At 70.3% G+C, this 25600-nt stretch carries 16 protein-coding genes; 10 read left to right on the forward strand and 6 right to left on the reverse strand.

The window, feature by feature from the left end; translation table 11 throughout:
• Positions 1–6 precede the first annotated feature (6 nt).
• Genes DPM19_RS09270 through DPM19_RS09290 form a run of 5 tightly spaced genes read left to right on the forward strand, consistent with a single transcriptional unit; the run spans position 7 to position 6200 of the window.
• On the forward strand, positions 7–2289 hold the full coding sequence (locus DPM19_RS09270) for a hypothetical protein (protein WP_146778788.1): 2283 nt from the start codon (positions 7–9) through the stop codon (positions 2287–2289).
• A gap of 23 nt (positions 2290–2312) precedes the next feature.
• Positions 2313–3401 (forward strand): hypothetical protein, encoded by a 1089-nt coding sequence (locus DPM19_RS09275; protein ID WP_146778789.1) that lies wholly within the window; start codon positions 2313–2315, stop codon positions 3399–3401.
• Between the two features lie 24 nt (positions 3402–3425).
• Positions 3426–4463 carry a hypothetical protein gene (locus DPM19_RS09280; RefSeq protein WP_199484938.1) on the forward strand — a complete coding sequence of 346 codons (1038 nt, stop codon included), beginning with the start codon at positions 3426–3428 and terminating at the stop codon, positions 4461–4463.
• Positions 4460–5455 (forward strand): protein kinase domain-containing protein, encoded by a 996-nt coding sequence (locus DPM19_RS09285; protein ID WP_111864816.1) that lies wholly within the window; start codon positions 4460–4462, stop codon positions 5453–5455. The genes DPM19_RS09280 and DPM19_RS09285 overlap by 4 nt, the downstream gene beginning before the upstream one ends.
• Positions 5456–5489: 34 nt before the next feature.
• Positions 5490–6200 carry a vWA domain-containing protein gene (locus DPM19_RS09290; RefSeq protein WP_233510005.1) on the forward strand — a complete coding sequence of 237 codons (711 nt, stop codon included), beginning with the start codon at positions 5490–5492 and terminating at the stop codon, positions 6198–6200.
• Positions 6201–7000: 800 nt separating this feature from the next.
• Here the strand turns inward: DPM19_RS09290 and DPM19_RS09300 are convergent.
• The 5 genes from DPM19_RS09300 to DPM19_RS09320 all read right to left on the reverse strand — a co-directional run bounded on the left by DPM19_RS09300 (position 7001) and on the right by DPM19_RS09320 (position 17580).
• Positions 7001–9145, reverse strand: coding sequence for a DEAD/DEAH box helicase (locus DPM19_RS09300; RefSeq protein ID WP_111864821.1), 2145 nt, complete (start codon positions 9143–9145; stop codon positions 7001–7003).
• Positions 9142–10458 carry a BREX system ATP-binding protein BrxD gene (brxD, locus tag DPM19_RS09305; protein ID WP_111864824.1) on the reverse strand — a complete coding sequence of 439 codons (1317 nt, stop codon included), beginning with the start codon at positions 10456–10458 and terminating at the stop codon, positions 9142–9144. The genes DPM19_RS09300 and brxD overlap by 4 nt, the downstream gene beginning before the upstream one ends.
• Positions 10455–13187, reverse strand: a complete 2733-nt coding sequence (gene pglZ / locus DPM19_RS09310) for a BREX-2 system phosphatase PglZ (RefSeq protein ID WP_111864827.1) — start codon at positions 13185–13187, stop codon at positions 10455–10457. The genes brxD and pglZ overlap by 4 nt, the downstream gene beginning before the upstream one ends.
• Positions 13184–17035 (reverse strand): phage resistance protein, encoded by a 3852-nt coding sequence (locus tag DPM19_RS09315; RefSeq protein ID WP_111864830.1) that lies wholly within the window; start codon positions 17033–17035, stop codon positions 13184–13186. Before DPM19_RS09315 ends, pglZ begins: the two co-directional genes overlap by 4 nt.
• 137 nt (positions 17036–17172) lie before the next feature.
• On the reverse strand, positions 17173–17580 hold the full coding sequence (locus DPM19_RS09320) for an ATP-binding protein (protein WP_199484939.1): 408 nt from the start codon (positions 17578–17580) through the stop codon (positions 17173–17175).
• 184 nt (positions 17581–17764) lie between these two features.
• Between DPM19_RS09320 and DPM19_RS09325 the strand changes: the two genes are divergently transcribed.
• From DPM19_RS09325 to DPM19_RS09345, 5 genes are all read left to right on the forward strand, one after another.
• A complete protein-coding gene (locus tag DPM19_RS09325; RefSeq protein ID WP_233510006.1) occupies positions 17765–18385 on the forward strand; it encodes an AAA family ATPase in 621 nt (206 codons plus the stop codon).
• Positions 18373–18972, forward strand: a complete 600-nt coding sequence (locus tag DPM19_RS09330) for a guanylate kinase (protein WP_111864836.1) — start codon at positions 18373–18375, stop codon at positions 18970–18972. The genes DPM19_RS09325 and DPM19_RS09330 overlap by 13 nt, the downstream gene beginning before the upstream one ends.
• 24 nt (positions 18973–18996) lie before the next feature.
• A complete protein-coding gene (locus tag DPM19_RS09335) occupies positions 18997–20412 on the forward strand; it encodes a hypothetical protein (protein ID WP_111864839.1) in 1416 nt (471 codons plus the stop codon).
• A gap of 349 nt (positions 20413–20761) precedes the next feature.
• A complete protein-coding gene (locus DPM19_RS09340) occupies positions 20762–21574 on the forward strand; it encodes a helix-turn-helix domain-containing protein (protein ID WP_111864842.1) in 813 nt (270 codons plus the stop codon).
• Positions 21574–21777 (forward strand): DUF397 domain-containing protein, encoded by a 204-nt coding sequence (locus tag DPM19_RS09345; protein WP_111864845.1) that lies wholly within the window; start codon positions 21574–21576, stop codon positions 21775–21777. The genes DPM19_RS09340 and DPM19_RS09345 overlap by 1 nt, the downstream gene beginning before the upstream one ends.
• Positions 21778–21919: 142 nt before the next feature.
• On the opposite strand, the gene pglX is transcribed toward DPM19_RS09345, so the two are convergent.
• Complete coding sequence (gene pglX, locus DPM19_RS09350) at positions 21920–25600, reverse strand: BREX-2 system adenine-specific DNA-methyltransferase PglX (RefSeq protein WP_111864848.1); 3681 nt, start codon at positions 25598–25600, stop codon at positions 21920–21922.

The raw sequence follows: 25600 nt of genomic DNA on the forward strand, positions 1-25600 counted from the left end.
ATGGTCATGAAGAAGCCACCTGAGGACGGGGCCGAGGAGCCCCGCCGGTTCCACGAGCGCGAGGAGGCGGCCCGTCCGGGGAACGCTTCCGCGGGAGAGGGATCCCGCGGACCGGTAGAGGAGGACGCGGACCGGCAGAAGGACGCCGATGGCGAGGAGAATGACGCCAGGGAGGACGAGGAAAGCGCGCTCAAGGCCCTGTTAGGTCGTGCCGGCGCCGCGGAGCGAGCAGAATACGCCCAGCTCAGATCCATCGTCGAACACGCGTTCAAGTCGCTTGAGGGCGATTTCGCGGAGGTGCGGATCGAGAACTTCACCTTCTTCAACGATTCGGTCAACGTGGGTGGGGAATTCACCGTCGGCGGCCGGTCTCCGGGCGGCGGCGGTGGAGGCTCGGCGGCAGGCGTGCTCCGGCTCGACGGGGACCAGATCACCGCGCACACGCGGTACTACGTCCGCCCGCCCCGGTTCACGGAGGGGCTGGAGAGCCTGCGGGAAGGCCGCCTGCTGGTCCTGGCGTCCCGGCCGGGCACGGGCCGGGACGCCGCGGCCGTCAACCTGCTCGTCGAGGCGCTGGCGGCGAACGCGGCCGACGAGGACATCGCCTGCCATCTCGTCGCCGATCCCGCGGTGCTGGGTGAGCCCGGCTGGAAGCCGCCCTCACGGGACTCGGGATACCTGGTCGATCTCGACGGAGGGCCCCCGGACCGGGCGGGTCCGATCGCGAGCACCATCGACGAGCGGTGGATCGACACGATGGCGGCCGCGGTCAGGGGCACGGGCGGTTACATGGTCGTCCTGACTGGGGAAGCGCGCGGAGCCCTGGTCGAGGTCGCGACCCGCTCCAGCCGGGTGCTGACCTCCCTCGGCGACATCGACCTGGTGCTCGTCATCGCCCGGCGGGTCCTGGGAACCGACCCGGGCCCCGAGGACATGGCGGAACTCCGCCGCTCACTTGTGGAGTCCGGCGCCCAGGACCTGCTGGAGGAGTTCCCCGAGCCGACGATGGCGGTGCGCCTGGCCTCGGTGATCGAGACGGGCGGCGATCTCGAGGTCGAAGTCAGGGAGCTCCGGGACCCGGCGGGGCAGGTGCACGGCTGGTTCAGCCGGCACCGGGGCGCCGAGGCCATCTCCTTCGCGCTGGCGGCGGCGGTGCTGGAGGACAGCGGCTACCTCACGGTCTCCGACGCGGCCGTCGGCCTGTACAAAATGCTCACCCCCGAGTCCGATCATCCCCCGGACCTGCGATTCCGTGACCGGCTCGGATCGGATCACTCCTGGCTCGAACTGGCGCAGCACCCACGTGACGGGGCGAACCGGGTCTCCACAGGACTGCCCCAGGTCAGGTTCCGCAACCGGCACGTGCGGCAGGCGGTGCTCGGTTACGCCTGGACCTACCTGGACGGCGCACGGTCGGTGATCCTGCGCTGGATCCGCGGGCTGCTCGTCCACCGGGACGTCCAGGTACGGGCTCGCGCGGCGGTTGCGGCCGGCATCATCGCGTGGAGCGACCATGACCATGCGCTGCAGCGCTACCTGCGTCCCTGGGCGGGAGACTCCTCCCGTCCAGTGCGGGAGGGTGCCGGCACGGCTCTGGAGATCGTGGCAAGCCGCCCGGAACTGGCCGAGCCGGTCTGGGACGTGGTCGAGGCGTGGTCCGCGGAGGAGGGCTCCGCTTTCCAGCGGCGGTTGAGCCTGACCGCGGCGAGCGTGGCGGGCGGGCCGTTGGGGGCCCGCCGGCCCGGGCGGGCCCTGGAGGTGCTGCGCACCGTCCTCGACAATGACTGGGACGGGCTGGTCTCGGTCGGGCTGAGCGTGCTGCGCCTGGTCGAGTTGGGCCAGGTCCCCGAGGTGCTGACAGCTTTGCTCGAATGGTCGGAACCGCAGGACTCCTCCCCGCTGGTGACCAAGGCCCTGTCGGTCTTCCTCTTCGTGGCGTCGGCGCCGCCCCCGGGAGGCGAGGAAGGACCGGACGCCGTCTCGCCGCCGCTCGTGCATGCTCGCGAGCATCGGCCGCTGACCGCGGAACTGTGGGCCAGGGCGCTCGCCCGCAAGCCCGCCCAGATCCAGGCGCTCGAAGTGCTGCGCGAGTACCTGGACGTTTACGCAGACCGCGATCCGGCGTCCCTGCACGAGATCCGGGCCATCCTGCTGGAGATCGCGGCGAGGCCGGGGCGCCATCGCCGCAGGCTGGAGTGGTACCTCGACGAATGGGCGAGAGACGGCTCCCGTTCCGCCGCGGCGATCCGCGCGGCACTGGCACGCCCGGTCATGAGCAGCGCGCCGTGATTCCGGATACCCGAGGAACAGAGGTGGAGCAGTTGACCTACAACCCCGTCCTGGAGCAGCAGGAGCTCCCCAGACTCCGGCTGCTGAGACCGTTGCGCGCTCCTGGGCCTGGCATGGCCCTCGTCCTCGTCCCGTACGAGGGCAACCCGACCACGATCCGGCATGGCGAACCGGTTCCCGAAGCCCGTTACGGCACCTACCAGTACAGCTTCCTGGTGGACGTCACCGAGCACCGGCTGGTGCTGGACATCCCGCTGCTCAGCAAGGATCCCGGCTTCGCCTTCCGCAGCAGGGTCACGCTGAGCTGTCAGGTGGGGGATCCGGCCGCCGTGGTGACGCGGATGATCCGGGATGTCGGTGCGGCCCTGCAGGAGCCGATCAAGCACATGCTGCGGATGGTCTCCCGCCGGTTCGACATTCCCGAGCTCCACGCGGCCGAACAGGCGTTGAACGCGGAGGTGCGTGACTTCCCCGGTGATTCCGCGTTGCGGCTGCGCAACATCTATGTGGAGCTCGTGGTCGACGACGAGGAGATCCTCACCAGCGGGCGGCGGTTCCGGGACATCGAACGCGAGTTCAGGCTGGAGTCCAGGCGGCGCGTTCACCATCTGGAAATGATGCGCGCGGAGGGGGCGGAGGGCCTGCTCGCGATGATCGTTGCCCGTGAGGGGCCTCGCGCGGCCCTCGAATGGATCGCGAAGGCCGAGGCGACCGAGCGCGACGAACTGTTGCGCACACTCCAAGCCCTGCTGCGCGACGGGGACGGCGACCGGGAACCGTTCGACCTGGTGGACGCCCAGGACCAGGTCGTGCAGCGCTTGCTCGGCGGTTCGACGGTCGCCTTCGGCGGGACCCGGCCCAGCCGGCTGCGCGGGTCGCTCGTGCCCGGCGAGTCCGGGCGGGGCAAGGCCGTGGAGGCCGCCGGGCCGGGGGCCGACGGCTCCAGACGCCGGCCGCCGGGTTCTGCCGGGGAAACGTCCGGCGCGCCGGACGTGAACATCCCTCCCGATGACGAGCCCGCCGGGGGAGCCGCCGACACGGTCGAGGACCGGAGCTACCCCCGGCCAGCGAGTAGGGTCCGCGGCGTCCGGCGGCCGGTCGAGGACTGGTGACCTCATGGGCGAGGAGGGGTGCACATGAGGATCGAGCCGGTCACGGGCCCGGTCGCGGGCCACGCGGTATGGCAGTACGAGGATGCCTCCGTGCTGGCCGTCGGGGTCTGGACGGAGCGCAGGCCAGGGCATGGTGAGGACGCGGAGCCACTGCTCGTCCATCACGTGCCGACCGGGGAGGGCGTCGCCGGGGTCTTCGACGGTTCGGGCGGTTCGGGCTCGGCATTCGCCTACGAGTCACCGGGCGGAACACCGCGCAGCGGTGCGTGGGTGGGGGCCAGGGTGGCGCGTGCTGGGGTCGAATCCTGGTTCCGCGACGGCGTCGGACGTTCCGCGGAGTTCGACGCCGAGTCCCTGCGGGGACGGTTGGACGTGGCGCTCACCGGGATGCGGCCGCACCGCCGTGGCAAGCTGGTCGGCAGCGCGCGCAAGGACCTGCCTACGACGATGGCGGTCGTCCGTTACCGCCTCGACGGCCGGCGGGCCGAGTGCCAGGCGCTGTGGGCGGGAGACTCCAGGGCGTACGTGCTGTCCCCCCGCGCTGGACTGCAGGCGCTCACCCGAGACCACACGGTGGAGACCGACGCGCTGGAGCAGTTGCTCCAGGATCCTCCGCTGACCAACGTCCTGTGCGCCGGCGGGAGGTTCGAGGTCGACTCCCGGGCCCTGCTTCTCGACCTGCCCTGCGTGCTGGTGTGCGCCACCGACGGGTTCTTCGGGTACGTCGACACTCCTGCCCACTTCGAGTGCCACCTGCTCGGCGCTTTGCAGGACTCGGCGGATGCGGCGGAATGGGCTCGCCTGCTGGCCGAACGCGTCTCGGCCTACACGGCTGACGACGCCTCGCTGAGCCTCGTGGGGCTGGGGTACCGCGATTTCCGGCAACTGCGGAGAAGCTTCGGTCCCCGGGCGAGGGCGGTACTGGGCCGCTACTGGGGTGACGCGGCCCGGACCGGCCGGAGCCACACCGAACTGCGGCGGTGGCGACTGGAGGCATGGGACGACTACCGCCTGGGTTACGAGTCGCGCATGCCGCCCCCTGTCGGCGAGGAGCCGGAATGAAGCGGGGCGACGTCATCCAGGGATACCGGATCGTCACCGAGCCGACCAACGAGGGCGGCGGGAAATGCGTGTGGGCCTTCGCCGAGAGGGCCGGCGGGGAGTTCTTCATCAAGCGCTTCCTGGAACCGAAACGCCCGCGAGAGGGTTCCGGCGGGAGCGCGACCAGCAGGCGCCTGCGCCTGGAGGAGTGCGCGGAGTTCGAGCAGCGGCATCGCACGATCATGGAACGGCTCAGGCCCGACGCTGACGGGGCGGGCAACCTCGTGCTCGCCGCCGACTTCTTCCACGCGGGGTCCACCTACTACAAGGTGACGGAACGGGTGGACACCACCAGCCTGGTGAGCCCGCACTCCCTCGACACCCGCCGGAAGGTGGTGCTGCTGCGGACGCTGGCGCTGAGCCTGCGCTTGCTGCACGGAATCGGCGTCGTGCACGGCGATCTGAAGCCCGCCAACGTGCTGGTCCAGCAGAAGGCCGCCAACGCCTTCTACACGGCCAAGCTCATCGACTTCGACGATTCCTACCTCTCGGGTAGCCCTCCCGACCCCGGAATCATCGCCGGAGACTCCTTCTTCGGCGCTCCAGAGTGGCTGGCGTACCTGCGGGGCGACGAGACCGCGGATCCCGGCCGGCTGACCACGAAGGCGGACATGTTCTCGCTCGGACTGATGGCGCACCAGTACCTGACCGGTTCCGTGCCCCGCCACGACGGCGAGTTCGGTTCCCCCGCCGAGGCGGCGAACGCTGGAGCGTGGCTGTCGGTCGACGAGCGCCTGACGCCGGCCATGCAGTCGCTGCTCCTGGCCATGGTCTCCCCCGAGCCGGAGGCCAGGCCGGACGCCGATGACTTCCTCGCGGCACTGCGGGATCCGGACGTGTGCCTGCTGGGCCGCGGCGGCGAGGAACTGCCTCACCCGCCGCAGGCCGGAAAGGCCGACGGACCGTTCCCGGGTCGGGCGTCCCGGGTCCGGATCAACGTCGAGGGCCGCTGACCGTACCGAGAACCCTGATCGAAGAGGAGTTCCAATGATGAGCAGGCAGGGGCAGTACGCCGGAAACCTGCAGTACGCCGTGGACATCGTGCTGTGCGTGGACGTGACCGACAGCATGTGGCCCGTGCTCGACACGGTGAAGGAGAGCGCCCTGTCGTTCCACCAGCGGCTGGACGCGGTGATGAAGGCGAAGGGCAAGGCCATCAGTCAACTCCGGCTGAAGGTCATCGCCTTCCGGGACTTCGGAGACCACGCGGACGACGCCATCGAGGAGACCGACTTCCTGCTGCTCCCGGACCGGGCGGACGAGTTCGGGACCTTCGTGCGCGGGCTGGCGGCGGGCGGCGGCGGTGACATCCCCGAATCGGGGTTGGAGGCGCTGGCCCTCGCCATCGGGGCGCCGTGGGAGAAGGGCCTGGACCGCCGCCGCCATGTCATCGTGATGTTCACCGACGCACCGGCCCATCCGCTCGGCGCACCGCACGCGATCACGGCTTACACGTATCCCAAGGGGATCGCCGGGAGCCTGGATGAGCTGATGGAGCAGTGGGGATACGCCCGGAGCCAGAGCGCGGTGATGGAGAACTCGGCCAAGCGCCTGGTGCTTTTCGCACCCGACGTCCAGCCGTGGACGGACATCGCCGAGGAGTGGAACCTGACCCTGCACTTCCCGTCCAAGGCCGGCGAGGGACTGGAGGAGTTCGAGATGGACGAGATCGTCAACACCATTGTGAACAGCCTGTGATTCCCCTGCGGCGGATCGGGCGGTCGCGCAGGGACGACGCCGGGCCGGGGACCGCGCCGGGGACCCCGGGAAATGACACCGACTGGATCAGCTTCCGGCCGACACCGGAGACCGAGGAACTTCTCGGCGGCCTGACCGAACGAGCGGATGCGGACGAGGAGACCGGTCGTGACGGCCGCTGAAGAGACCCGTGCCGGGGAAAGCGGGCCGGTGAACTGGCAGTGCCTGTACTGCGATGTCCTGAACATCCCGGAGCGGGCGTCGTGCCAGAGCTGCGACACGGACCGGGCGACGGCCACCGACGCGACGACACTGGTCGTTCCCTCCCGCCGGGTCCCTCCGGGCGGGCCCGGTGAACACGGAGAGGGCCCGCGCTTCCCGCGCCGGACCCTGCCTACGGGGCCCCGCCCGCCGTACCCCGCACGCCCTCGGAGGACTCCGGGGCACGGACCGCCACCGGGCGGCCCGACCAGGGAGGTGTTCTTCCCTCCTCCGGCGGGTGTGGGCGGGGTGCCGACGTACGCACCGCCTGGGTACGGGCCTCCCCCCGGCCGTCCTCCGCACCCCGTGCCTCCGGTGCCGACACGGTATCCGGGACCGCCACCGATGGTGCCCGCGCCCGGCCGGCCGCCCGTGCACCCCGGCATGCGCCCGCGGTGGCCCGATCCTCCCTTGCAGGCTTTCCTCAAGGCGATCGGTGCTTTCTTCGTGCTGTCCTTCGTGCTGCTCGTCGTACTAGGCGCCTGCTCCGCCTTCCTCGGATCGCTCGGCTCGGGGTACTGATCGCCGGGATCCCCGGTTCAGGGCGAGGCGGTGAGCCGGAACCTGTGCGGCTCGGCGAGGACGAGCGCGGCGCCGGTCAGATCCGCCAGGCGGGCGGACAGGGTGGCCTCCGCGAGGCGGCGGGGGAGCGCGTCGCGGAACTTCAGGCCCTCGACGGCCTGCTCGGAGGCCGGCGGAAGGGTGAGCCGGGCTTCGCGCAGGGCGGCCTGCCAGATCTGCGGGGAGAGGTCGCCGCGCAGCCGGACGTGGAAGTCCTCGGTCCGGTGCTCCGGGTCGGCCACCGTGGTGAGGGTGGCCTTCAGGGTGGCGTTGGCGCGGTGCCCGGCCCAGGTCCACCAGCGCACGTCCGGGCCGGTCCGGCACACCACGTTGCCGCCCGGGTGCACCGCGGGGGCCGCGCTCGCGCGCAGGTCGGCCAGCAGCGCCCGGGCACGCCGGGTGAGCCGGACCGGCGGGTCGGTGCCGAGCAGCACCTCGCGTACGGCCCGGGCTACGGCGAACGAGGCCCCGCCGGTTCCCGGGACGAGCCAGCGGGCCCGGCCGCCGCCGTCGGCCGCGGGTTCGACGAAGCAGCGGCGGCGCCGCCAGTCGATCCAGGTGACCCGCCAGCTGTGCCCGGCGAGCAGCAGCAGCCGGGGCCCGTCGACCTTGTCGGTCAGCAGCGCCGGGTCGGTGCGGCCGATCTCCTCCCGGCCGGTGAGGACCGTGAACTCCGGCATCGCGGTGAACGCGGTGGTCAGCTCCATGAAGTGGCGGTGCCCGAAGCGCATCTCCGCCGCGGGTCCGACGAACAGCATCCCCCCGTCGGACTCCAGGAAGCCCTCGCCGACGAGGTGCCGGGCGATCGGCTCGCTCGCCCCGCCGAAGAGCCCTCCCCACCAGCCGGGAAGCGTCCGGGAACCGATCCGGCCTTCTTGCAGGCACAGGGCGAGGATCTGCTGCGCGGCGATGTGCCGGGGTTCCGGCGGGGGCGTGACCGGCTCGACCCAGCCGTGGCCCCACAGCAGCAGCAGCCCCGCGGCGTGCAGGAAACCCTCCTCGCCCAGTCCCAGGAAGAGGCAGTTGCGCACGGCGCCCGGCCGCCGCCCCGTCCGGCCGAGCCGCTGGAGGAACGAGGCGACGGAGGAGGGGGCGTTGATCTGGACGACCCGGTCGAGGTCGCCGACGTCGATGCCCAGCTCCAGGGTGCTGGTCGAGACGATCACGCAGTCGCGCGCCTCGGCGAAGGCCCGCTCGGCCCGCCGCCGCTCGTCCAGCGAGAGGGACGCGTGCGACAGGAAGGTCGTCACCCCTCGGGCCAGGAGCGCCGCGCCGAGCTCTTCGACGGTCTTCCTGGAGTCGCAGAACACCAGCCGCTTCTCACCCTGGTGCAGCGCCGCGATCACCTTGGCCGCGTTGGCGACGGACCCGACGTGGTCGAGCTGGACGTCCCCCAGCGGCGGATCGTCAGGTTCGGCCAGGGGGAACGAGGGGTGGCCGCCCGGCCGCCCGGCGGGCGGGGACACCTCCGGCGCCACGACCCGCCGGGGCCGGCCCGTGAACGAGCCCTGCAACCAGCCCAGCAGCTCGTCGGGGTTCCCCACGGTCGCCGACAATCCGACCCGCTGGAGCGGCCGGCCCGCCACCCGGGACAGCCGTTCCAGCACCGCCAGCAGGTGCCATCCACGGTCGTCGCCCGCGAAGGCGTGCACCTCGTCGACGACCACGGCGCGCAGCCCGGCGAACCAGCGCCGGTGGTCGACCTTGGCGCTGACCAGCGTCGCCTCCAGCGACTCCGGGGTGGTGAGCAGGACGTCCGGCGGCTCGCGCAGCAGCCGGGCGCGCGCGCCGGCCGTCACGTCGCCGTGCCAGAGGGCGGCGCGGCGGCCCAGCCACCCCGCGTAGGTCTCCACCCGGGGCAGCAGGTTGTTCAGCAGCGCCTTGAGCGGAGCCAGGTACACCAGGGAGGGCGCCCCCCACTCCTGTTCCGCCATGGCCGACAGCAGCGGGAACAGGGCCGCCTCGGTTTTGCCGCCCGCCGTCGGGGCGAGCAGCAGGGCGTCCTCCCCGGCGAGCAGCGGGCGGACGGCGTGCTCCTGCAACGGGCGCAGGTCCGTCCAGCCCAGCGTGTTCGCGAGATGATGCGCCAGCGACGGGTGCAGCCGCCCGACCGCCTCGCTCACCGGAGGTCGAGCTCCACGTCGTCGGCGTCGCCCGCGACCGGGGTCCAGGCTTCGCGCTCGACGTCGGTCAGTTCGGCCGCCGACAGGGTGAGCGTGTAGTGCCGCCGGGGGTCGAAGTCGGGGAACTGGTCGACCCGGTCGAGCACCTGCTCGACGAGCTTGCGGAGGAAGACGCGCGGGGCGATCCCGGCCTGCCCGCCGAGCCCTCCGGTGACCGCCCCGGCCAGCTCGGCGAGGTAGCCGTCGTCGACGACGGCGGGCACCCGTGGCGACGCCCCGGCGGCGTACAGGTCCCGGACGGCGGCTCCCAGCTCGACGAGCCCGCCCGGGTCGAACCCGGCGAGCCTGATCTGCGCGGCCCGGGGGTTGTCGAACCGGGGGTCGCCGAAGTCGGCGGCGAGCCGCTGGGCCAGGGGGGCCAGCCGGCGGACCCCCTGCGGCCCGTCGAAGAAGGCGGGCGTACCGGTGATCATGAGGTAGAGGCCGGGGAACCGCCCGCCGTCGATCTCGTCGATGAGCTGCCGCAGCGCGTTGAGGCCCTTCTCCCGGACGTCGCCGCGCACCCGCTGCAGGGTCTCGATCTCGTCGAGCACCACGAGCAGCCCCGGGTGCCCCGAGTCGCGCAGCAGGGTGAGCAGCCCCTGGAGGAAGCCCAGCGCCCCGAAGTGGTCGAGGTCGCCCTTGATCCCGGCCGGCCGCTTGGCCGCCGCCGCGACGTTGGGCTGCCCGCCGATCCAGGCGATCAGCCCCTCCGCGGCCGGCGCGTCCCCGGCCACCAGGGCCCGCCGGTACGCGCGCAGCGCGGCCGCGAACGCCGGGGTGGTGCGGGCCACGGCGGCCAGCCGCCGCTCCATCAGCTCGTCGACCTCCCGGGTGAGCGCGGCCTCGTCCAGCGGGCCGGAGCGCGCGGCGAGCACGTCCTCCTCCAGCGCGTAGAACCAGGCGTGGAGGACGTCCCGCAGCGCGCTCGGCGGGTGGGAGGCCGTGGCCAGCCGCTCCACCAGCCGCCGGTAGACGGTCTCCAGCCGGTGCAGCGGCGTCTCGGTCTCGGAGATCTGGATCTCGGTGACGGCGAAGCCGTGCCGCTTGGCCCGCTCGGCCATCCAGCGGGCGAAGAACGTCTTGCCGGAGCCGTACTCGCCGCGGACGGCCTTGAACACGGCCCCGCCCCCGGCGACCGTTTCGAGTTCCTCCTCGATCGCGCCGGCGAACCGGTCGAGCCCGACCGCGAACAGGTCCAGCCCGGCCCGCGGGACGGTGCCGCGCCGCAGCGCGTCGATCACCTCGCGGCGCCGGGCGGCGCTGACCGTCATGGCTCCCCCAGGAACTGCAGTTTCAGCAGCCGGACGTCGAGCTGGACCGTGCGGCCCTCGTCGGCGCTGGAGACGACCTGGTAGCCGTCGACGTTCAGCAGCCGGCCGAGGGTGGACAGGTGACCGGCCATCCGGAAGGGCGGCCGGCCGACCACCTGCGCGGCGACGGCCGTGGGCAGCCGCCCGCCCGCGGCGGCCAGCGCGTCGACGAGCGCGGCGACGGCCTCCGGGTCGGGCGCCTTGCGGACGAACCTCCGCTGCTCGGCGTACATGCCGGAGGTCACGACGGCCGTGCCGAGCCCCGGTTCCCCGGTGGCCTGCTCGGGAGTGAAGAGCGTCCCGTCGTCGGGCATCGCGTCGTCGGGCACGGCGGGCGGGGTCTCGTCGGGAGACGCCGTCCACCAGGGCGGCTCGTGCAGGGACGGGTTCTCGTAACGGACCCAGCCCCTGGGGCACAGCGCCGGGTCGGGCACGAAGACGAGCGCGGGGAAGACCATCTCGGCGGGGGAGACGCCGCCGTGGTAGCCCGCCCTGCGGGGCAGGTACCGGATGCGCTCGTCCCAGGGCACGGTGACGTGCCCGCCGGTGGCGAGCACCCGCGGCCCCCGGACGGCCAGTTCCCCCTCGCCCGGCGTGCCGGTGCGGTGGCGGGCAGACTCGGCCGGGACGGGCCGGACGCCGGAGCCGTACTCGAGCACGTGGCCGTGGTCGGAGGTGAGGATCACCGGCCGCCCCGCGGTCTCGGCCGCCTCCAGCAGCGGCCGGAGGTGGTCGACCTGGTCCACCTTCCAGGTGGGGGAGCCGGTCCGGAAGTCGCCGGCCAGCGCGTCGTCGATGGAGTTGAGGACGACGCCGACCACGGTTCCGGTGGCCTGGAGCGCCTCCCGGAGGGCGTCGCCCAGCGCCGCGCCCGGCCCGCCGGCGAGGTCGCCCTTGTGGAACAGCGCGGACCGCCGTCCTTGCCAGAACGCGGCGAACCCGGCCCGCTCGGCGGACTGCCCGCCGGAGGCGAGCCGCCCGCACAGCAGGCTGGCCCGGGAGAAGGCCGTGGTGGAGGGGATGGTGGCCAGTACCGGCTCGCGGCCCGTGGGTTCGCGGCCGACCTCGGTCCAGGCGCGCATCGCGGTGATCTCCTCGGCCAGCGCGCAGGCCGCCGCCGCGCTCATCCCGTCGAGCACGACGACCAGGGGTGCCGCCCGCTCGGCGACCGGCCGGGCGATGCGCTCCAGCACGTTCTCGGCCAGCAGCAGGTCCTCGGTGCCGCCCCCGGTGGCGGTCCAGGCCGCGAGCCGCTCGGCGAACGCCCGGTCGAGTTCGGCCCGCTCGGCCCGCACGGCCTCGAACAGGGCGGCGTAGGCCGCGCGCGCCCGGGGCGACTCGGCGTTGAAGATCTCCGCGGTGGCGCGGTCGGCCCACCCCCAGGAGCGCAGGTGCTCGCGGGCCCCTCCGGCGACGGTCACCGGGCGTTCCCCGGGGGAGCGGACCAGCCAGCGCAGCAGCCGTACCGCCGAGACGGCCGCCGACACCTCGCGGGCCCGGTCGCCGCCGCGCCGGTGTTCCAGCAGCCGGTCGAGCGCCGCCTCGACCGGGCCGAGGTCGGCGGCGGACGGGCCGGGCAGCGCGGCGGTGATCTCGTCGGCCAGGTCGGCGAGCCGGGCGTCCAGGCCGGCGTCCAGCATGATGCTGTTCCCGGCGAGCTCGCCGGCGCGCAGCTCGCCCAGGATCTCCTCGGCCCGGGAGCAGAGCACGGCGGCCCTGGCGCCGCGGCCGTTGTCGCTCCACCGCAGGATCAGCGAGCCGGTGGCCTCGGCGAAGGCGTGCAGGGCCGGCACGGGCAGGCTGCTCCGGCCCAGGAACCGCTCCTCGGCGCGGATCCGGGCCCGCTCGGCGACCCTGTCACGCTCGACCGGGGCGGCGTAGAGCTCGGCGGCGGCGAGCCCGAACGAGATCGCCTCGTGGGCCTGGCCGCTGCGCAGCAGCCGGAACACCACCTCGGCGACCGGGCCGACCGACCGCTCCAGCCAGCCGATCAGACCTTCCTGCTCCTCGTCGGGAAGCTTCAGGAACCGGCCCACCTGGTGGTCGTCCTGGCTCCACTCCAGGAGTGCGGCGGCGTCGATGCGCTGCTCCTCGTCCCGGCCGGGGACCGCTCCGTCCGGGCCGAACCGGACGGCGGCCAGCCGGGCCAGCGCGGTGTCGAGCTGGAGCACCGGCCCGCCGACGCGCTTCCAGCCGCCCGCGGGCTGGGCGTCCAGCAGCGCCTCGGCCAGCCAGCGGTTGCTGCTGCGGGTCAGCCGCGGGTCCAGCCTGCGCGGGCCGAAGGCGTCGGCGACCAGGTCCCAGCGGTCGATCCGCCGGACCTCGTTGCCGAGGGCCTGGGCGAGGACGGTGGTGCCCAGCTCGCCGGCGTCGCACGGGGTCAGGACGACGAGGTAGGAGCCGGGGTCGCGGGGCCGGGACAGCGCGTCGAGCACGGCGAGCACGGTGCCGCAGCCCTGGACGGTCGCCGCCACCGGGCCGTCCTCGGCCTGCACGGTCAACCGCTGCGGCCCGCGCCATCCGGGCGCGGCCCGCAGCAGCAGCACGCGCTCGTCGCCCACCGGGATCGTGCGCGAGCGGCGGCGCTCGGCGGCCCGCTTCAGCGCGGAGCGCAGCGCCCCCTCGACGACCGCCCGGTTCGCCTCGGGCACGCCGCCCCGGGAGCCGCCGTGGGACGTCGCTTCGGTCATGGCCGTATGATCCGCCAGCTGATCTCGTAGACCGCGTCCGGGTGGGCGGCAGCGTCATTGCGCAGCTCCGCCGCCACCTTCTTCACCTCGTCGGCCCGCACCCGCCGGACGGTGCTTCCGGGCACCTCCGGCGGAGCGACGTCGATCATCGGTATGCCTTCCTCGGCCTCCACCGGGGCGATGGAGATCATCCGTACGCTCTCTTCGGCCTCCTGCGCGTTTTCTTCACGACCGGCATCGGCGGTGTCCGGACCGACCATGGAAATGCCAGTGCCGCGACGCTCCAGACCGGAGAAGTAGGTGCGGCGAGAGTCGGTGGCGCCGGGAGCGGGCTCCGCGGACTCGCGGAGCGGGGGAGCACCGGTGTTCGCCGATTCGATGACGACGTCGATGGCCTCGTGCTCGGCCTCGGCGAGCACACCGGCCAGGGCGACGCCGTGCTCGTCCCGGGCGGCGGCCTCACGCAGCCGGTCGAGGATCGCCCGCGCCCGTTCCCGCTGCGGCCCGTTCTCCCCGGCACGCAGCGGCAACTGGTCGAGGATCGGCCACCTGATCAGGGCGAACCGCTCGTTCAGCTCCGCGGCGGAGTCCAGGCTCGCCCGGTAGATGCCGTACGGCTGCGACAGGTCGGCCCCGGCCAGGGTGTTGAGCAGGCGGGTCGGGTCGGCGACCCCGGCCAGCGAGTTCACCAGGTCGGCGGCGGTCCGCGCGGTGACCAGCCGGGGGGTGCCGTCGTCCAGCCCGAGCGTCGCCCGGTGCTCCTCCAGGCCCAGGACGAGCGTCTCGGCGGCCTCCAGCAGCGCGCCGGCCGCGCCGCCGACCTCCCGGGCCAGGGCCTGGACGGCGCGGGCGGTGCGCACCGGCTGCCGCCCCGCCCCGAAGACGGCCGAGGCCCGCTCGCCGGCCAGCCGGAAGTCCTCCTCGCCCGGCAGCTCCTGGCTGCGCAGCACCATGTCGGTGGTGATCCGGCCGAGTTCCGGGGCCGGGATCGGCTTCCCGGCGCGCAGCCAGGCCCGGTCGTCCTGCAACGCGTAGCAGGCCACCAGCAACTGGGCGACCAGCTCGGGCAGGCCGGGCTGTTCCTCCTCGATCCAGTCCAGCAGCTCGCGGACCCGCAGCTCGCCGGTCGGCCGCCCGGACTGGGCGGCCCGCCGGTTGAGCAGCATCTTCCACTCGTCGCGCAGCACCAGGACCTCGCCGACGGTGCCGACGCCGAGCGGGTTGAGGACGCGCTTGAGGGCGGGGATGTCGCCCTTGGCCACCTCGGCCCGGCCCGTCTTGTGCGCGCAGGCCAGCTCGACGGCCTTGAGGGCGGTGACCAGCTCGGCGCGGCGCAGCGGCTGCCGCCGGCCCTGCGGGTCGAAGTCGGGGTGTTTGGGGTGGGCGTGGTCGAGCAGCCGGCAGCAGATGCGCTCCAGGGCGTCGCCGAGGGAGAGCCCGGCCGGCGGCCGGATCCCCTCGGCCCGCGAGTCGAGTGCCAGCACCGGCTCCTCGGAGCGGGCGCCCAGGTCGGCGTCGTCGGCGGCGGCCACCCCGTAGGCGCGTTTGAGCGCCTCCAGCAGCCGGGTGGTCAGCGCGGCGCGGCGCGCCTCGAACTGGGCGCGGGCGTGGTGCCGGTCGTCGGCGGTCCAGGTCGGGGTGAGCTGCTCGAGCCGGTCGCGCTGCTCCAGGATGTAGGTGATGCGGACCAGGTCGCCGAGCTCGGTCAGCCGCTCGCCGGACAGGAACGACGGCAGCCAGGCGAGGGTGAGCGGCCGGTCGAGCCGGTCGCGCAGCTCCATCACCCGGTTGCGGTCCTCGGTCGGGGTGTGGGTGCCCTCGTCGAAGGGGTAGTCGACGACCACCCGGAGGTTGCCGGTGATCTGGGGCTCGAACTGGTGGTCGGCCAGGTCGGGGTCGCGGACGTTGCCGAAGACCAGCTCGGCGACCCGCTCGGTGCCCCGCCAGACGAAGGGCCGGTCGGTGACGGTCTCGCCCCGCTCGTGGACGCCGAACTCGGCCCACAGCAGGCTCTTGACGAGCCGCCGCCGGGACGCCCCGTCGTCGACGTGGTTGACGTCGCGGAGCACGCCCTGGGTGTCGACCCCGATCAGCGCGACCTCCACCAGGGGGTCGTCGGCCCCGGAGACGCGGATCTCGCCGAACTCGGCCGCGAGGTCGCGCAGCGTCTTGGCGACCATGGCGCGGTCCTGCCCGGGCAGCATCGTCACGATCGACCCGTGGTTGAGCGCGGCGAGCCGTCCCGCGGTGAGGTTGCGCAGCGCGGGCACGTTCGGCACCAGCGCCGCCAGCAGCAGCGTCTTGACCACCAGGTCGTCGCCGCGGAAGGCGTGCTCGCCCGGCAGCGAGCGGAGCTGGTCCTCGGCCAGCCGGTGCTTCTTCAGCAGGAACGGCAGCAGCCCGGTGAGGTAGAAGGTCTTGGCGCGTTCGAACTCGCCGCGGAGCTTGTCGGTGAACGGCCGGTCGGCGCCGGCCGCGAGCACGTCGTAGATCGCGCCGAGCGGGATCAGCCGCCCGACCGGCAGCGTGTCCCGGTAGTCGACGAGGAGCTGCTGCATCAGCTTCAGCGCGGTGCGCTGCCGCTGCAGCGCGCCGGACACGTCGACCATGGTGTGCAGGAACGCCGGGCTGAACGGGTAGGTGTCGCGGAAGGACTCCCAGTCGGCCGGGCCGCCCTGCGCGTCGAGCAGCGTCTCGCGCACCTCGGACCGGGAGTGCCGGGTGCGCTCGAACGCCTCCTCGAGCACGGCCCGGGCGTCGGGCCGGTCGGGGTTGAGGCGCAGCAGCCGGTTCTTGACGATGGCAGGCAGATTGCGATCTTCAAGCCTGATGATGTTGAAGCGGCCGTCCCCGTATTTCAGGGTGTCGAACAGGCTGGTCGTCTCGGCCCCGGTGACGTCGCGGCCGACCAGGTCACGCAGGTCGCGCTGACGCGGCACGAAGCTGATGATCGGGGCGGGCCGGTGATGCTCGGCGGACTCGACCAGCTTGGCGATCTTCAGCGCCTCGGCTTTCACCCGCTGGGTGTCGCTGATGTAGCTGGCCAACCAGAGCACCAGCTCGTCGAGCAGCAGGACGATGGCATCGACTCCCATCACGTCCTTGGCGTGCCGGCTGATCTCGGCCAGGCCCTTGTCGAGTTCGATGAAGGAGTCGGTGCCGCCGACCGCCCTGGCGTACCGCTTGAAGTAGGAGGCGGTCAGGTCGGTGACCAACCGCCGGCGCTCGGCGTCTCCGGGGGGTGCCGCGAGGGCCGCGTCGAGGCTCCGGGAGTCCCAGGCGGGTTCACCCCATTCGTCGTCGCTCTCGGGCAACCCGGCGATGAAGCTCTCGTCGCCCAGGGTGGCGCGCAGTTCCCTTGTATCGGCGAGCAGCCCTTCGTCCCGGTAGACGGCGGGCAATGGCTTGCCGGGCGCCGTCTTGTGCACGTGGTCGACGTAGCCGCCGAGCACCGCGGACTCCAGTGAGGTGGCGCCGATCATGTGGAAGGGGACCAGCAGGAAGCTGCGGCCCTTCAGCCAGGAGTCGTGCCCGCGGACGATCTCGATCAACCCGGTCTTCTCTCGGGCCTCGGGCTGGTGCCGCAGGATCGCGTGCAGGACGGCCATGAAGTGGCTCTTGCCGGAACCGAAGGAACCGTCGAGGTAGGTGGCCTGGGAGGCCCGGCCTTCGACCGCGGACCTGATCAAGCCCAAGGCACCATCGAAGCAACCGGCGAGCTGGTCGGTCACCACGTAGTCGCGGAGGGTGGAGTCGTCGTGCACCCCCTTGGCGAGGGAGAGCACGAAGTCTCCGGCGTGCACCCGCTCGGGGATCTCGATCAGATCGCGCAGCAACGGCTCGGTCATGTCGCCCTGTGATCTCCGGTCGCTCGGTCGGCCCGCCCCGACCCCGCGCAGGGGAGGCCCGAGCCAAGAAGGCTATATCCGTACACCGGTTTAAGCACGTTGAAAGACCGTAGACGGCCATCCCCGGACAGCGGAGATCAACTGGACGCCGGACCGCACCGCGCCCACACGACCTTCCCTCCCCTGACCAGCCGGTAGCCCCAGTCGGCGGCCAGCGCCTCCACCAGGAGGAGCCCCTTGCCGTGCTCGTCGAGGAGGCGGCCCTCGCCCTTCTTGGGCAGCTCGCGGCTGGTGTCGAAGACCTCCACGCGGACGGACCCGGCCTCCAGCGAGACCTCCAGCGAGATGGCCTCCGCGGAGCGGATCGCGTTGGAGACGAGTTCGGTGGCGACCAGGGTGGCGTCCTCCACGAGGTGGGGCAGCGACCAGTCGGACAGCGCGGCCCGGACGAGCAGCCGCGCGGCCCGCGCCGCCCGCGGATTGGGCGCGATCATGAGGAAGTACGCGGGCCGGGCCGCGCCGGGGGAGGGGGATGGTGTGGTCATGGCCTCTGATCCGTCGATTCGTTCTCGGCAGGGGACTGAGCGCTCGCCCTAGCCTGTCCCGACCCGACCACACCGGGTAACCGGAATTATTCGACGCCCCCCGCTGTCGGATCCGGCCACCGGCGGCCCGGGCGCCTCGCGAACGGCCTTGCCGCGCGGTTTCGTGCCGTGCGAGCCTTGGCGGGTGGTGACGAGCGACTTAGGTGCCGGGGGCGCGCAGCCGACGATGCTGGTCGTCGCCGGGCTGGCCGGGTCGGGGAAGACCGAGACGGGCAAGCTGCTGTCGGGCCTGACCGGGTGGGCACTGCTGGACAAGGACACCCTGACCCGGCCCTTGGTCGAGAGCCTCCTGCTGCGGCTGGCCGGCGACCCGCACGACCGGCACTCCCCGGTCTACGCCGAGGGGGTGCGCCCGCTGGAGTACTCCTGCCTGATGAAGGCCGGGTGGGAGAACCTGGCCTGCGGCACCTCGGTGATCCTGTCGGCGCCGTTCATCCGGGAGGTGAACGACGCCGCCTGGATACGGCGCACCCGGCGGCGCTGCCAGCGGTTCGGCGTGGAGCTGCGGGTCGTCTGGGTCGCCTCGGACGCCGACACGATGCGGATGCGGCTGGTGTCGCGGGGCGCGGAGCGGGACATGTGGAAGCTGGCCAACTGGGACGACTACCTGAGCGACGTCGACCCGGAGATGCTGCCGAGCTGCCCGCACTTCGTCATCGACAACCGGATCGACGCCCAGTTCCCGCTGGCCGACCAGGTGGCCTCGCTCGTCCGCTCGCTGGAGGTCCGCGCATGCGCGGAGTGATCCTGTACGGCCCGCCCGCGGCCGGCAAGGACACCCTCACCGCGGCTCTGGGCGGCGTCCGCGCCGAGTACCGGCCGGTGGTGAAGGTCAAGGTGGGTTCGGGGAACGACCGCGGCTACCGCATGGCGACGGCCCGGGAACTGGCGGAGCTGCGCCGGGACGGCCGGATCGTCCAGCAGCACAGCCGTTACGGCAACACCTACGCGGTCGATCGCGTCGAGGTCGAGGGCGTGTGGGCCGCCGGGGGGATCCCCGTCCTGCACACGGGCCGGCTCGCCGACCTGCGCACGCTCCGCGGAGGGCTGGCGGCTCCCTTCCTGTCCGTCCTGCTGTGGTGCGACCGCGACACCACGGCCCGCCGCTCGGCCGGGCGGGGCGACGCGGACACCGGGTGGCGGCTGTCGGTCTGGGACGAGACCGCCGCGGAACTGGCGCGGAGCGGGCCCGGTGACTTCGACCTGGCGATCCGCACCGACCGGACGGCGCCCGGGCACGCCGCCCGCCTGATAGACCGCGCGGTGAGCGCGCGGGCGGGCGACCCCGCCGCGGTGGCCGCCCTGGTGGAGGAGATCACCCGGAGCGGCTGACCGCTCCCCGGCAGGGAGGGACCCGTGCACCGGCCGACCTCACTGACAGAGCTGGCCGCCGTCTTCGGCGCGACGGCGGACGGCCGGTCCTGCCGCATCGACGACGGCGAGGCGGATGCCCCCATCTGCCTCGAAGGCGTTCGGGCCGAGCGCCTGGAGCTCACCGGCTGCGACGTCGACGGGCCGTTGCTGCTGCGCGACTGCTTCATCGACGACCTGCGCCTCAGCGGCTGCGCCGCCGAGGGGATCGTGATCGCCGGCTGTCACGTCCAGCGGCTGGTGATCCGTAACCTCCCGCCGGGGAGCGGGGTGAGCGTCTCCGAGGGCGACTACGAGCGGATCTCCATCCACGACGTCGGTGAGATCTCCCTGGACGCGATCGAGTGCCAGGGCGGCGTCACCGTCACCGGCATCCGCGGGCAGGTCGAGCTCAACCGGGTCACCGCCAAGTCGGTCTCGCTGGGCGAGCAGCTCACCGCCGCGCCGGACGTGCGGATCCGCCTCAGCCGGGTCCGGGTCATGGACAACCTGGAGATCCACGATCTCCGGGTACTGGCCGTCGACCTCCGTGACTGTCTCGTCGACCGGAACCTCCGGCTGCGCCGGCTGTCCGCCACGGGGCAGGTCGTCCTCGACGACGTCCGCTGCGAGGGCCGCCTGTTCCTGGGTGGAGTCACCAGCCGGGCCGCCATCCTGATCACTGGCAGCACGCTGCGGGACGGCCTGGAGGGCGAGCGGCTCCGGAGTCCCGCCGACGGGTCCCCGGTCCTGACCTTGACGGGATCGGCCGTCGGGTCGTCGATCGGCGTCACGCTGGCCACCCAGCCGGGCGAGGTGATCCTCCGGGACACGGCGGTCGACGGACGGCTCACCTTCCCCGCACCCTCGCCCAGGTACCGCATCGAGGGCGTGACCACGATCGGCGACGTGCAGCTCCCCCCGACGCCGGTGGGCAGCACCGCCCGCCTGCGCGAGTTGGCCGACCGGCACTTCGGGGAGAGCGGTGCCACCGCCTACGGCGTGCTGCGCGCGGCCTTCGCGGTCCGGCAGCGCATGCGCGAGGAGGACCTCTGCTACTTCCTGCAGCGGCACGCCGAGGTCCGGTTCCTGCCCTGGCACCGCCGCTGGCTCGGCCGCTACGTCCTCGGCGGGGTGTTGGGCTGGGGCGTCAGCATCGTGCCGCCCGTCCGGGCGCTGTCGCTGGGGATCCTGGTCACCGGGCTCGTCCTCACCGCGACCGGGGCAGGGAAGGCGGTCAGCCCCGGAGACCTGCCGGCCGGGCTGACGCTGGCGGCGGCGCTGTGGTTCAACGTCGGCACGGGACTGCCCCAGGGGCTGGGCACCGGCCGGTGGACGGCGCTGGCGGTGACCTTCACCGTGACGGGCCTGCTGCTCGTCACGATCATCGTCGGCATCACCATCAGGCGCCTGGTCCGCTGATCCCGGATCGAGCCGGTCACCCTCCCGTCCGTCTTCGCCCGGCGGTCCCGGGGCGGGAGCCGTACCCGGGCGGACGGACCCGGCGGTGCCCATGACGAGGGCGCGGGCGGGACGTCTGCGGGCACGACGGTGTCGGCGGCCACGCGGCCGCGCCCCGATGCGGTCGCCGCGGTCACCGGGAGCGGGACGTTCCGGTTCTCGACAGGGAGTGGTTGTCGATTTTTCGGGGGTGCCCGGTGGGCCGTTTTCCTGCGGGGTCGGGGTGGGCGATTTAACCTGTGGCCGGACGACCACTCTGCGTTAGGTGGAATGCGTCGGAGGACCGCTCTGTCCTGCTCTGGAGGTTGCGATGGGACGCCGCCCGAAGGAACTCGACCCGACCGCCTCGGCCGCCGCCCTCCTCGGCGCCAAGGTCCGCAGGTTCCGGGAGGAGCGGGGCTGGTCCCAGGAAGAACTCGGGACGAAGGTGTTCTGCACCGGCGACATGATCAGCAAGATCGAGCTGGCCCGGCGGATGCCGGCCTGGGACACCACGGTCGCGTTCGACCGGGTCTTCGGCACGGGCGAGTACTTCCAGGAACTGTGGAAACTGGCCAAGAACGAGATCCTGCCGACCTGGTTCCGCCCCTACGCCGACCTGGAACCCGAGGCCAACTCCATCTGCATCTTCAGCCTCACCCTCGTCCACGGCCTCCTCCAGACCGAGGCGTACGCCACCGAGGTACTGCGCAGCAACCAGGAGCCCGACAGGCTCGAACAGCTGGTGGACGTGCGGATGAAACGCCAGGAGATCCTGAACCGCGAGGACCCGCCGATGCTCTGGGTGGTCCTCGACGAGATGCTGCTGCATCGCCAGATCGGCACGGGCGAGGTGATGAAGGACCAGCTCAGACACCTCATCGAGCTGTCTCAGCGGCCTAACGTCACCATTCAAGTGGTACCTGCTGACCGTGGCTCATACCCCGGACTGGCCGGGCCCCTCACGATTCTCGGCTTCAAGGAAGATCCTGATGCCGCATACGCTGAGGCGCACGGAGGCGGACAGTTGATCGAAGAGGACTCAGCGGTGGAATATCTCCAGATACGGTTCGACCGGATCAGGGCGTCAGCCCTGTCGCAGGAAGAGTCACTGGAACTCCTCCGCAAGATCTTGGAGAGTTGATGCGAGACTTCGCAGCCCCCCAATGGCGCAAGAGCAGCCACAGCAGTGACGAGGGCGGAGAGTGCGTTGAAGTGGCAGCGCTCTCAGGCATGACCATCGCCATTAGGGATAGCAAGAACCCTGAGGGTTCCCGGTTGCTCGTGTGCCACACAGAGTTCCGTGGTCTACTAGCCCAGGTGAAGGCTGGTGACTTGGACGTCTGACTGTCCCATCTAGGGAGTGATCTCTCTGCTGACAAGGGCTCTTCTGTAGCTAGTATCAACTATTTCTTCTTTACCCTTGTGAGCCTCTAGACCCAACGAGTCACAGTCTGCTGCCAGAACAGCCGCAAATCTGCTTGAGCGCTCACTTGGTCTTCTTGTCCTGAGGTCTTCGGGAAGTTCTTTTCGGCAGACGCCATGCCTTGAGATCGTCGTCGGTAAGGCCGTGGCGTTGCTTTTGAGCTTCCAGGTAAGCCTCGTACGCTTGAGCTGGGCTCTGGCCAAAGAGCGGATCGATTTCTCCGTGCCACTGCTTCACCCAGGGCATCACCTCTGCCAACCCCGCGATCAGTGGAGTCAGCCTCTCTCTACCCCACCCATCGCTAGTTGTTCGCTGCTCGATTAGCATCATCAGTGCGTGTGCTTGCTCACGGTGATTCCATCCGGCCCATCCGAGCAACAACGATTCGTCTCCGTCTGTACTCCCACCCAGATATGAGATGAACCGCTCCTTAGGCACGTCGAACTTCCCTCGGTTGGACCAGTACGATTGTTTGATAAAGTCAGCCCCTTTGTACTTGTCTGGTACCGGGATATCAAGCTTCTTCTGGGTGGAGTCCTCATCGCGCTGTAGCTCCCAGACACTTTCCCACTGTGCCCGAATTCGCAGGCCAGCTTCCTTGTACCGTAGGGCTGATAGATATGGCACGTGTTCGGTGTCCAGAATCTCCACCAAAATGGCTGAGAGATCGATATCCTTACCCGCATACAATTCTACTACCGAAACAAAGTTGGCATCCTTGCGGAGGTGGTCTGCTAGCCGGTTCACCGTTATTGTTCTCGGCTGCATGACCCCTGTCTCATCTGACGTGAACCATAGTTCCTGGTTTTCGCATCGATCGAGCAGCCAGTTCCGCAGTGCGACCTTTTCTTTCTTCTCCCATGGTTCCCATTCCCAGCGGCGCTTATATTCAGGTCGTTCGATCAATCCGATTGTTCGAGATAGCCTCTCAATAGTCTCGATGCGCTTCTTCACCACCCGTCGATATTCCTCCGGCCAGGCAGGAATTTCTGAAACGGGGTGTGAGCGGTGCCGGACAAACCACTGCGCTACGGCTTCATCACGCTCCGCGCTAGGTGCAATCATAAGCTCGAATGCGCGCTCCCCAAGTTTTAGATCGGGGATGTTTTCTGGATCTGCTCGTAGTTCGACAGCCTCTGATTCGGATAGAAATCCGTAAAGTTGATATACCTCCCAATCCAACTCCTCTTGAAGTGCAATCATTTGTCCTTGTAGGTGGATGCATTCCATGAAGGCGGAATCTAGTTGCTCGCGTGTAGGGACGCCGTTGGCGCAGATTTTAGTTGGTTGAACATCAACCAAACGTTGCGCGAGCGCGTCCAGTTTCTTTCCCGTTTCAAGTGGCAGTTTGTTGGCAAGGGGAAATTTTTGGAGCTTAGTGCTTGTGAACTCGTAGTAGCTTTCCCAGGCATAGCGACCAGTGGATCGTTCCCCGCCTCGGTTTCCTTTGTCTTGGCTAACCTGTTTAAGCCAGAAGCAGGCAGTGGAACTGTTAAGTGTGCCCTGGAGCGCTATGTGGTCACTTTCTGTTGCTCCCTTAGGGAGCTTAATGACTGGAGCGGAGCGGTTGAATACCCTCCCGTCTCGATCGATGAAAAAGTGATTGTGTGTTGCTACAAACGCAAACGCAATTGCTGCTATTTCTGATGTCTCATCACTTGGTAGCTGATGCCACTCGTACCATGTGCGCCCGTCGCTCAGGTAGGTTCCATTAAAGGTCCCTCTAAGCCAGAGTGATGTTCGTAGTGGCCATAGTAGCTTTAGTAGTTCTGGGTTCAGTGATTCCTGGCGGATCAGTTGCTTTTTTTCGTTATAGGGAAATATTAGGAAATCTGAATCTTTTGCTCCCCAATCCCTGATGTGATCTCCGCGGTGAGATTTTTTCGCATGTAGATGGTCGGCAATTTGCGCGAGTCGTCCACTTGCCGGGAATGAAAATGCTTCATCTGCATGAGTGTCACCATAGAATCCGATGCGGGTTATGGCTGACTGTAGAGTGCGAGTGGCGGAACCTTCTATAGCTTGGGAAAGTTCATAGGCACCGCCACCGCTTAGGCTCCAAGGGTGAGATCCAAAGTTCTTTCGCTCCATCTGAGTAATGCTGATCCAGCCGCTTTCGCTATCCCCTGGATTTTTAACTTGCTGGACGATAGCGTTCCACACCAACCCATCTTCGGCATTTTTGGGTTGATTGAGCTCGCCCCGGATACCAAGGGCGGCTCGGATCATATCTGTTCGCGGCCAGGTGCGTCGGCCAATCAATATAATCGTCGGAGTGCCATGGCCGGGAATATATGCCCCAGAAGTATCAATTATGTGAGTGAGTTCAATGGTTGGAAAGAATTCGACGATCAGCTTCTTTCCGAATTCACGTTTCATGAAAGAGTTTGCAGTTATCTGACCAACGTGACCAGCGCCCTCACGATCTTGGCCGCCCCGAATGGCTAGCTGGAAAAACCGCTCGGCGAAAGGTACGGAGAGGGCATAGAGGCCACTGGAACTCTTGTAAACGCGGTAGTACTCGTTTTCAGCCTTGTCCTTGGGTGTGATATAAGGCGGGTTGCCGACCACCACGTGGTAGCTGCCGATGCCGAGCAGGTCCACCGTCTTGACGTACTCGGACACGTCCTCGGTCGCGTAGGTGAAGACCTTCGACTCGTCGCTCTCGTCCTCGGCCCAGAAGTCCATCTCCCCTTGGTCGGGCGCCGGCGCACCACGCCCGTGCATCAGGGAGTCGCCGATGGCGATGTTGACGATGAACTCCGGCGCCTCCGCCAGCCGCTCCACCCCCCCGGCCCGCATGGCGGCGATCATCAGCCGGAACCGGGCGATCAGCACCGCGAACGGGTTCTTGTCCACCCCGTGCACGCTGTACAGCACCCGGCTGATCAGTTCCCACCGTTCGGCCCCGGGGGCCTGCCGCTCCCACCGGGCCAGCAGCCGGTGGAACGCGCCGAGCAGGAAGTGCCCGGACCCGCAGGTCGGGTCGATCAGCCGTAGGCCGCGCGGCAGGTCCAGGTGGGCGGGGGAGGCGGCGGGCGGTTCGGGGTCGAGCCCGAACTCGTCCAGCGCCGGGTCCAAAGTCAAATCGAGGATGAACTCCTCGACGAACTCGGGTGTCTGGAGCAGCGCGTACGTCTTCTTGGCGTGCTCGGACAGGTCCTGGTACAGGTCGCCGAGGAACCGGGTGTTCCACCCGGGGTCGGTGAAGTCGTGGACGAGCGCGGCCTCCTCGCCGTCCTTCTGCTCCCGCCAGAACGCGATCAGCTTCTTGGCGGCCTCCAGCGACGGGGTGACCTGCCACATCGGGTTGTGGGCACGGTCGAACAGCCCGCCGGCGACGGGGGACGCCTGGCCCAGCGCCCGGAACCCGTCCACGATCCACTCGCGGTCGGTGTCGGCGGCGTGCGCGGGGTCCTCGAAGAACGCCTGCTGCCGCTCCCGGGCGATGTCCAGCCGCTCGCCCGGGCCGGCCAGCCACGGCAGGTCGATCAGCCCGTTGTCCTCGCAGAACCGCAGGAACACCGTGCCCAGCACCCACGCCACCGCGGACTGGGTGACCCGGCCCTCCAGCCACGACTCGTACGTCGCGGCCGTCCGCCCCTTCGCGCGGGCCCGACCCCACTCGGCCGTCAGCGTCCCGTGGAACTTCCCCTCGGGGTCGGTGGCCCGCTCCCGCAGGTCCGTCTCCAGCGCGGAGACCCGCTTCTTCAGGTCGGCGAGCAGCGCAACCGGGTCGATCAA

Origin of the sequence: Actinomadura craniellae (assembly GCF_003289645.1) — a bacterium.
GTDB lineage: Bacteria > Actinomycetota > Actinomycetes > Streptosporangiales > Streptosporangiaceae > Actinomadura_D > Actinomadura_D craniellae.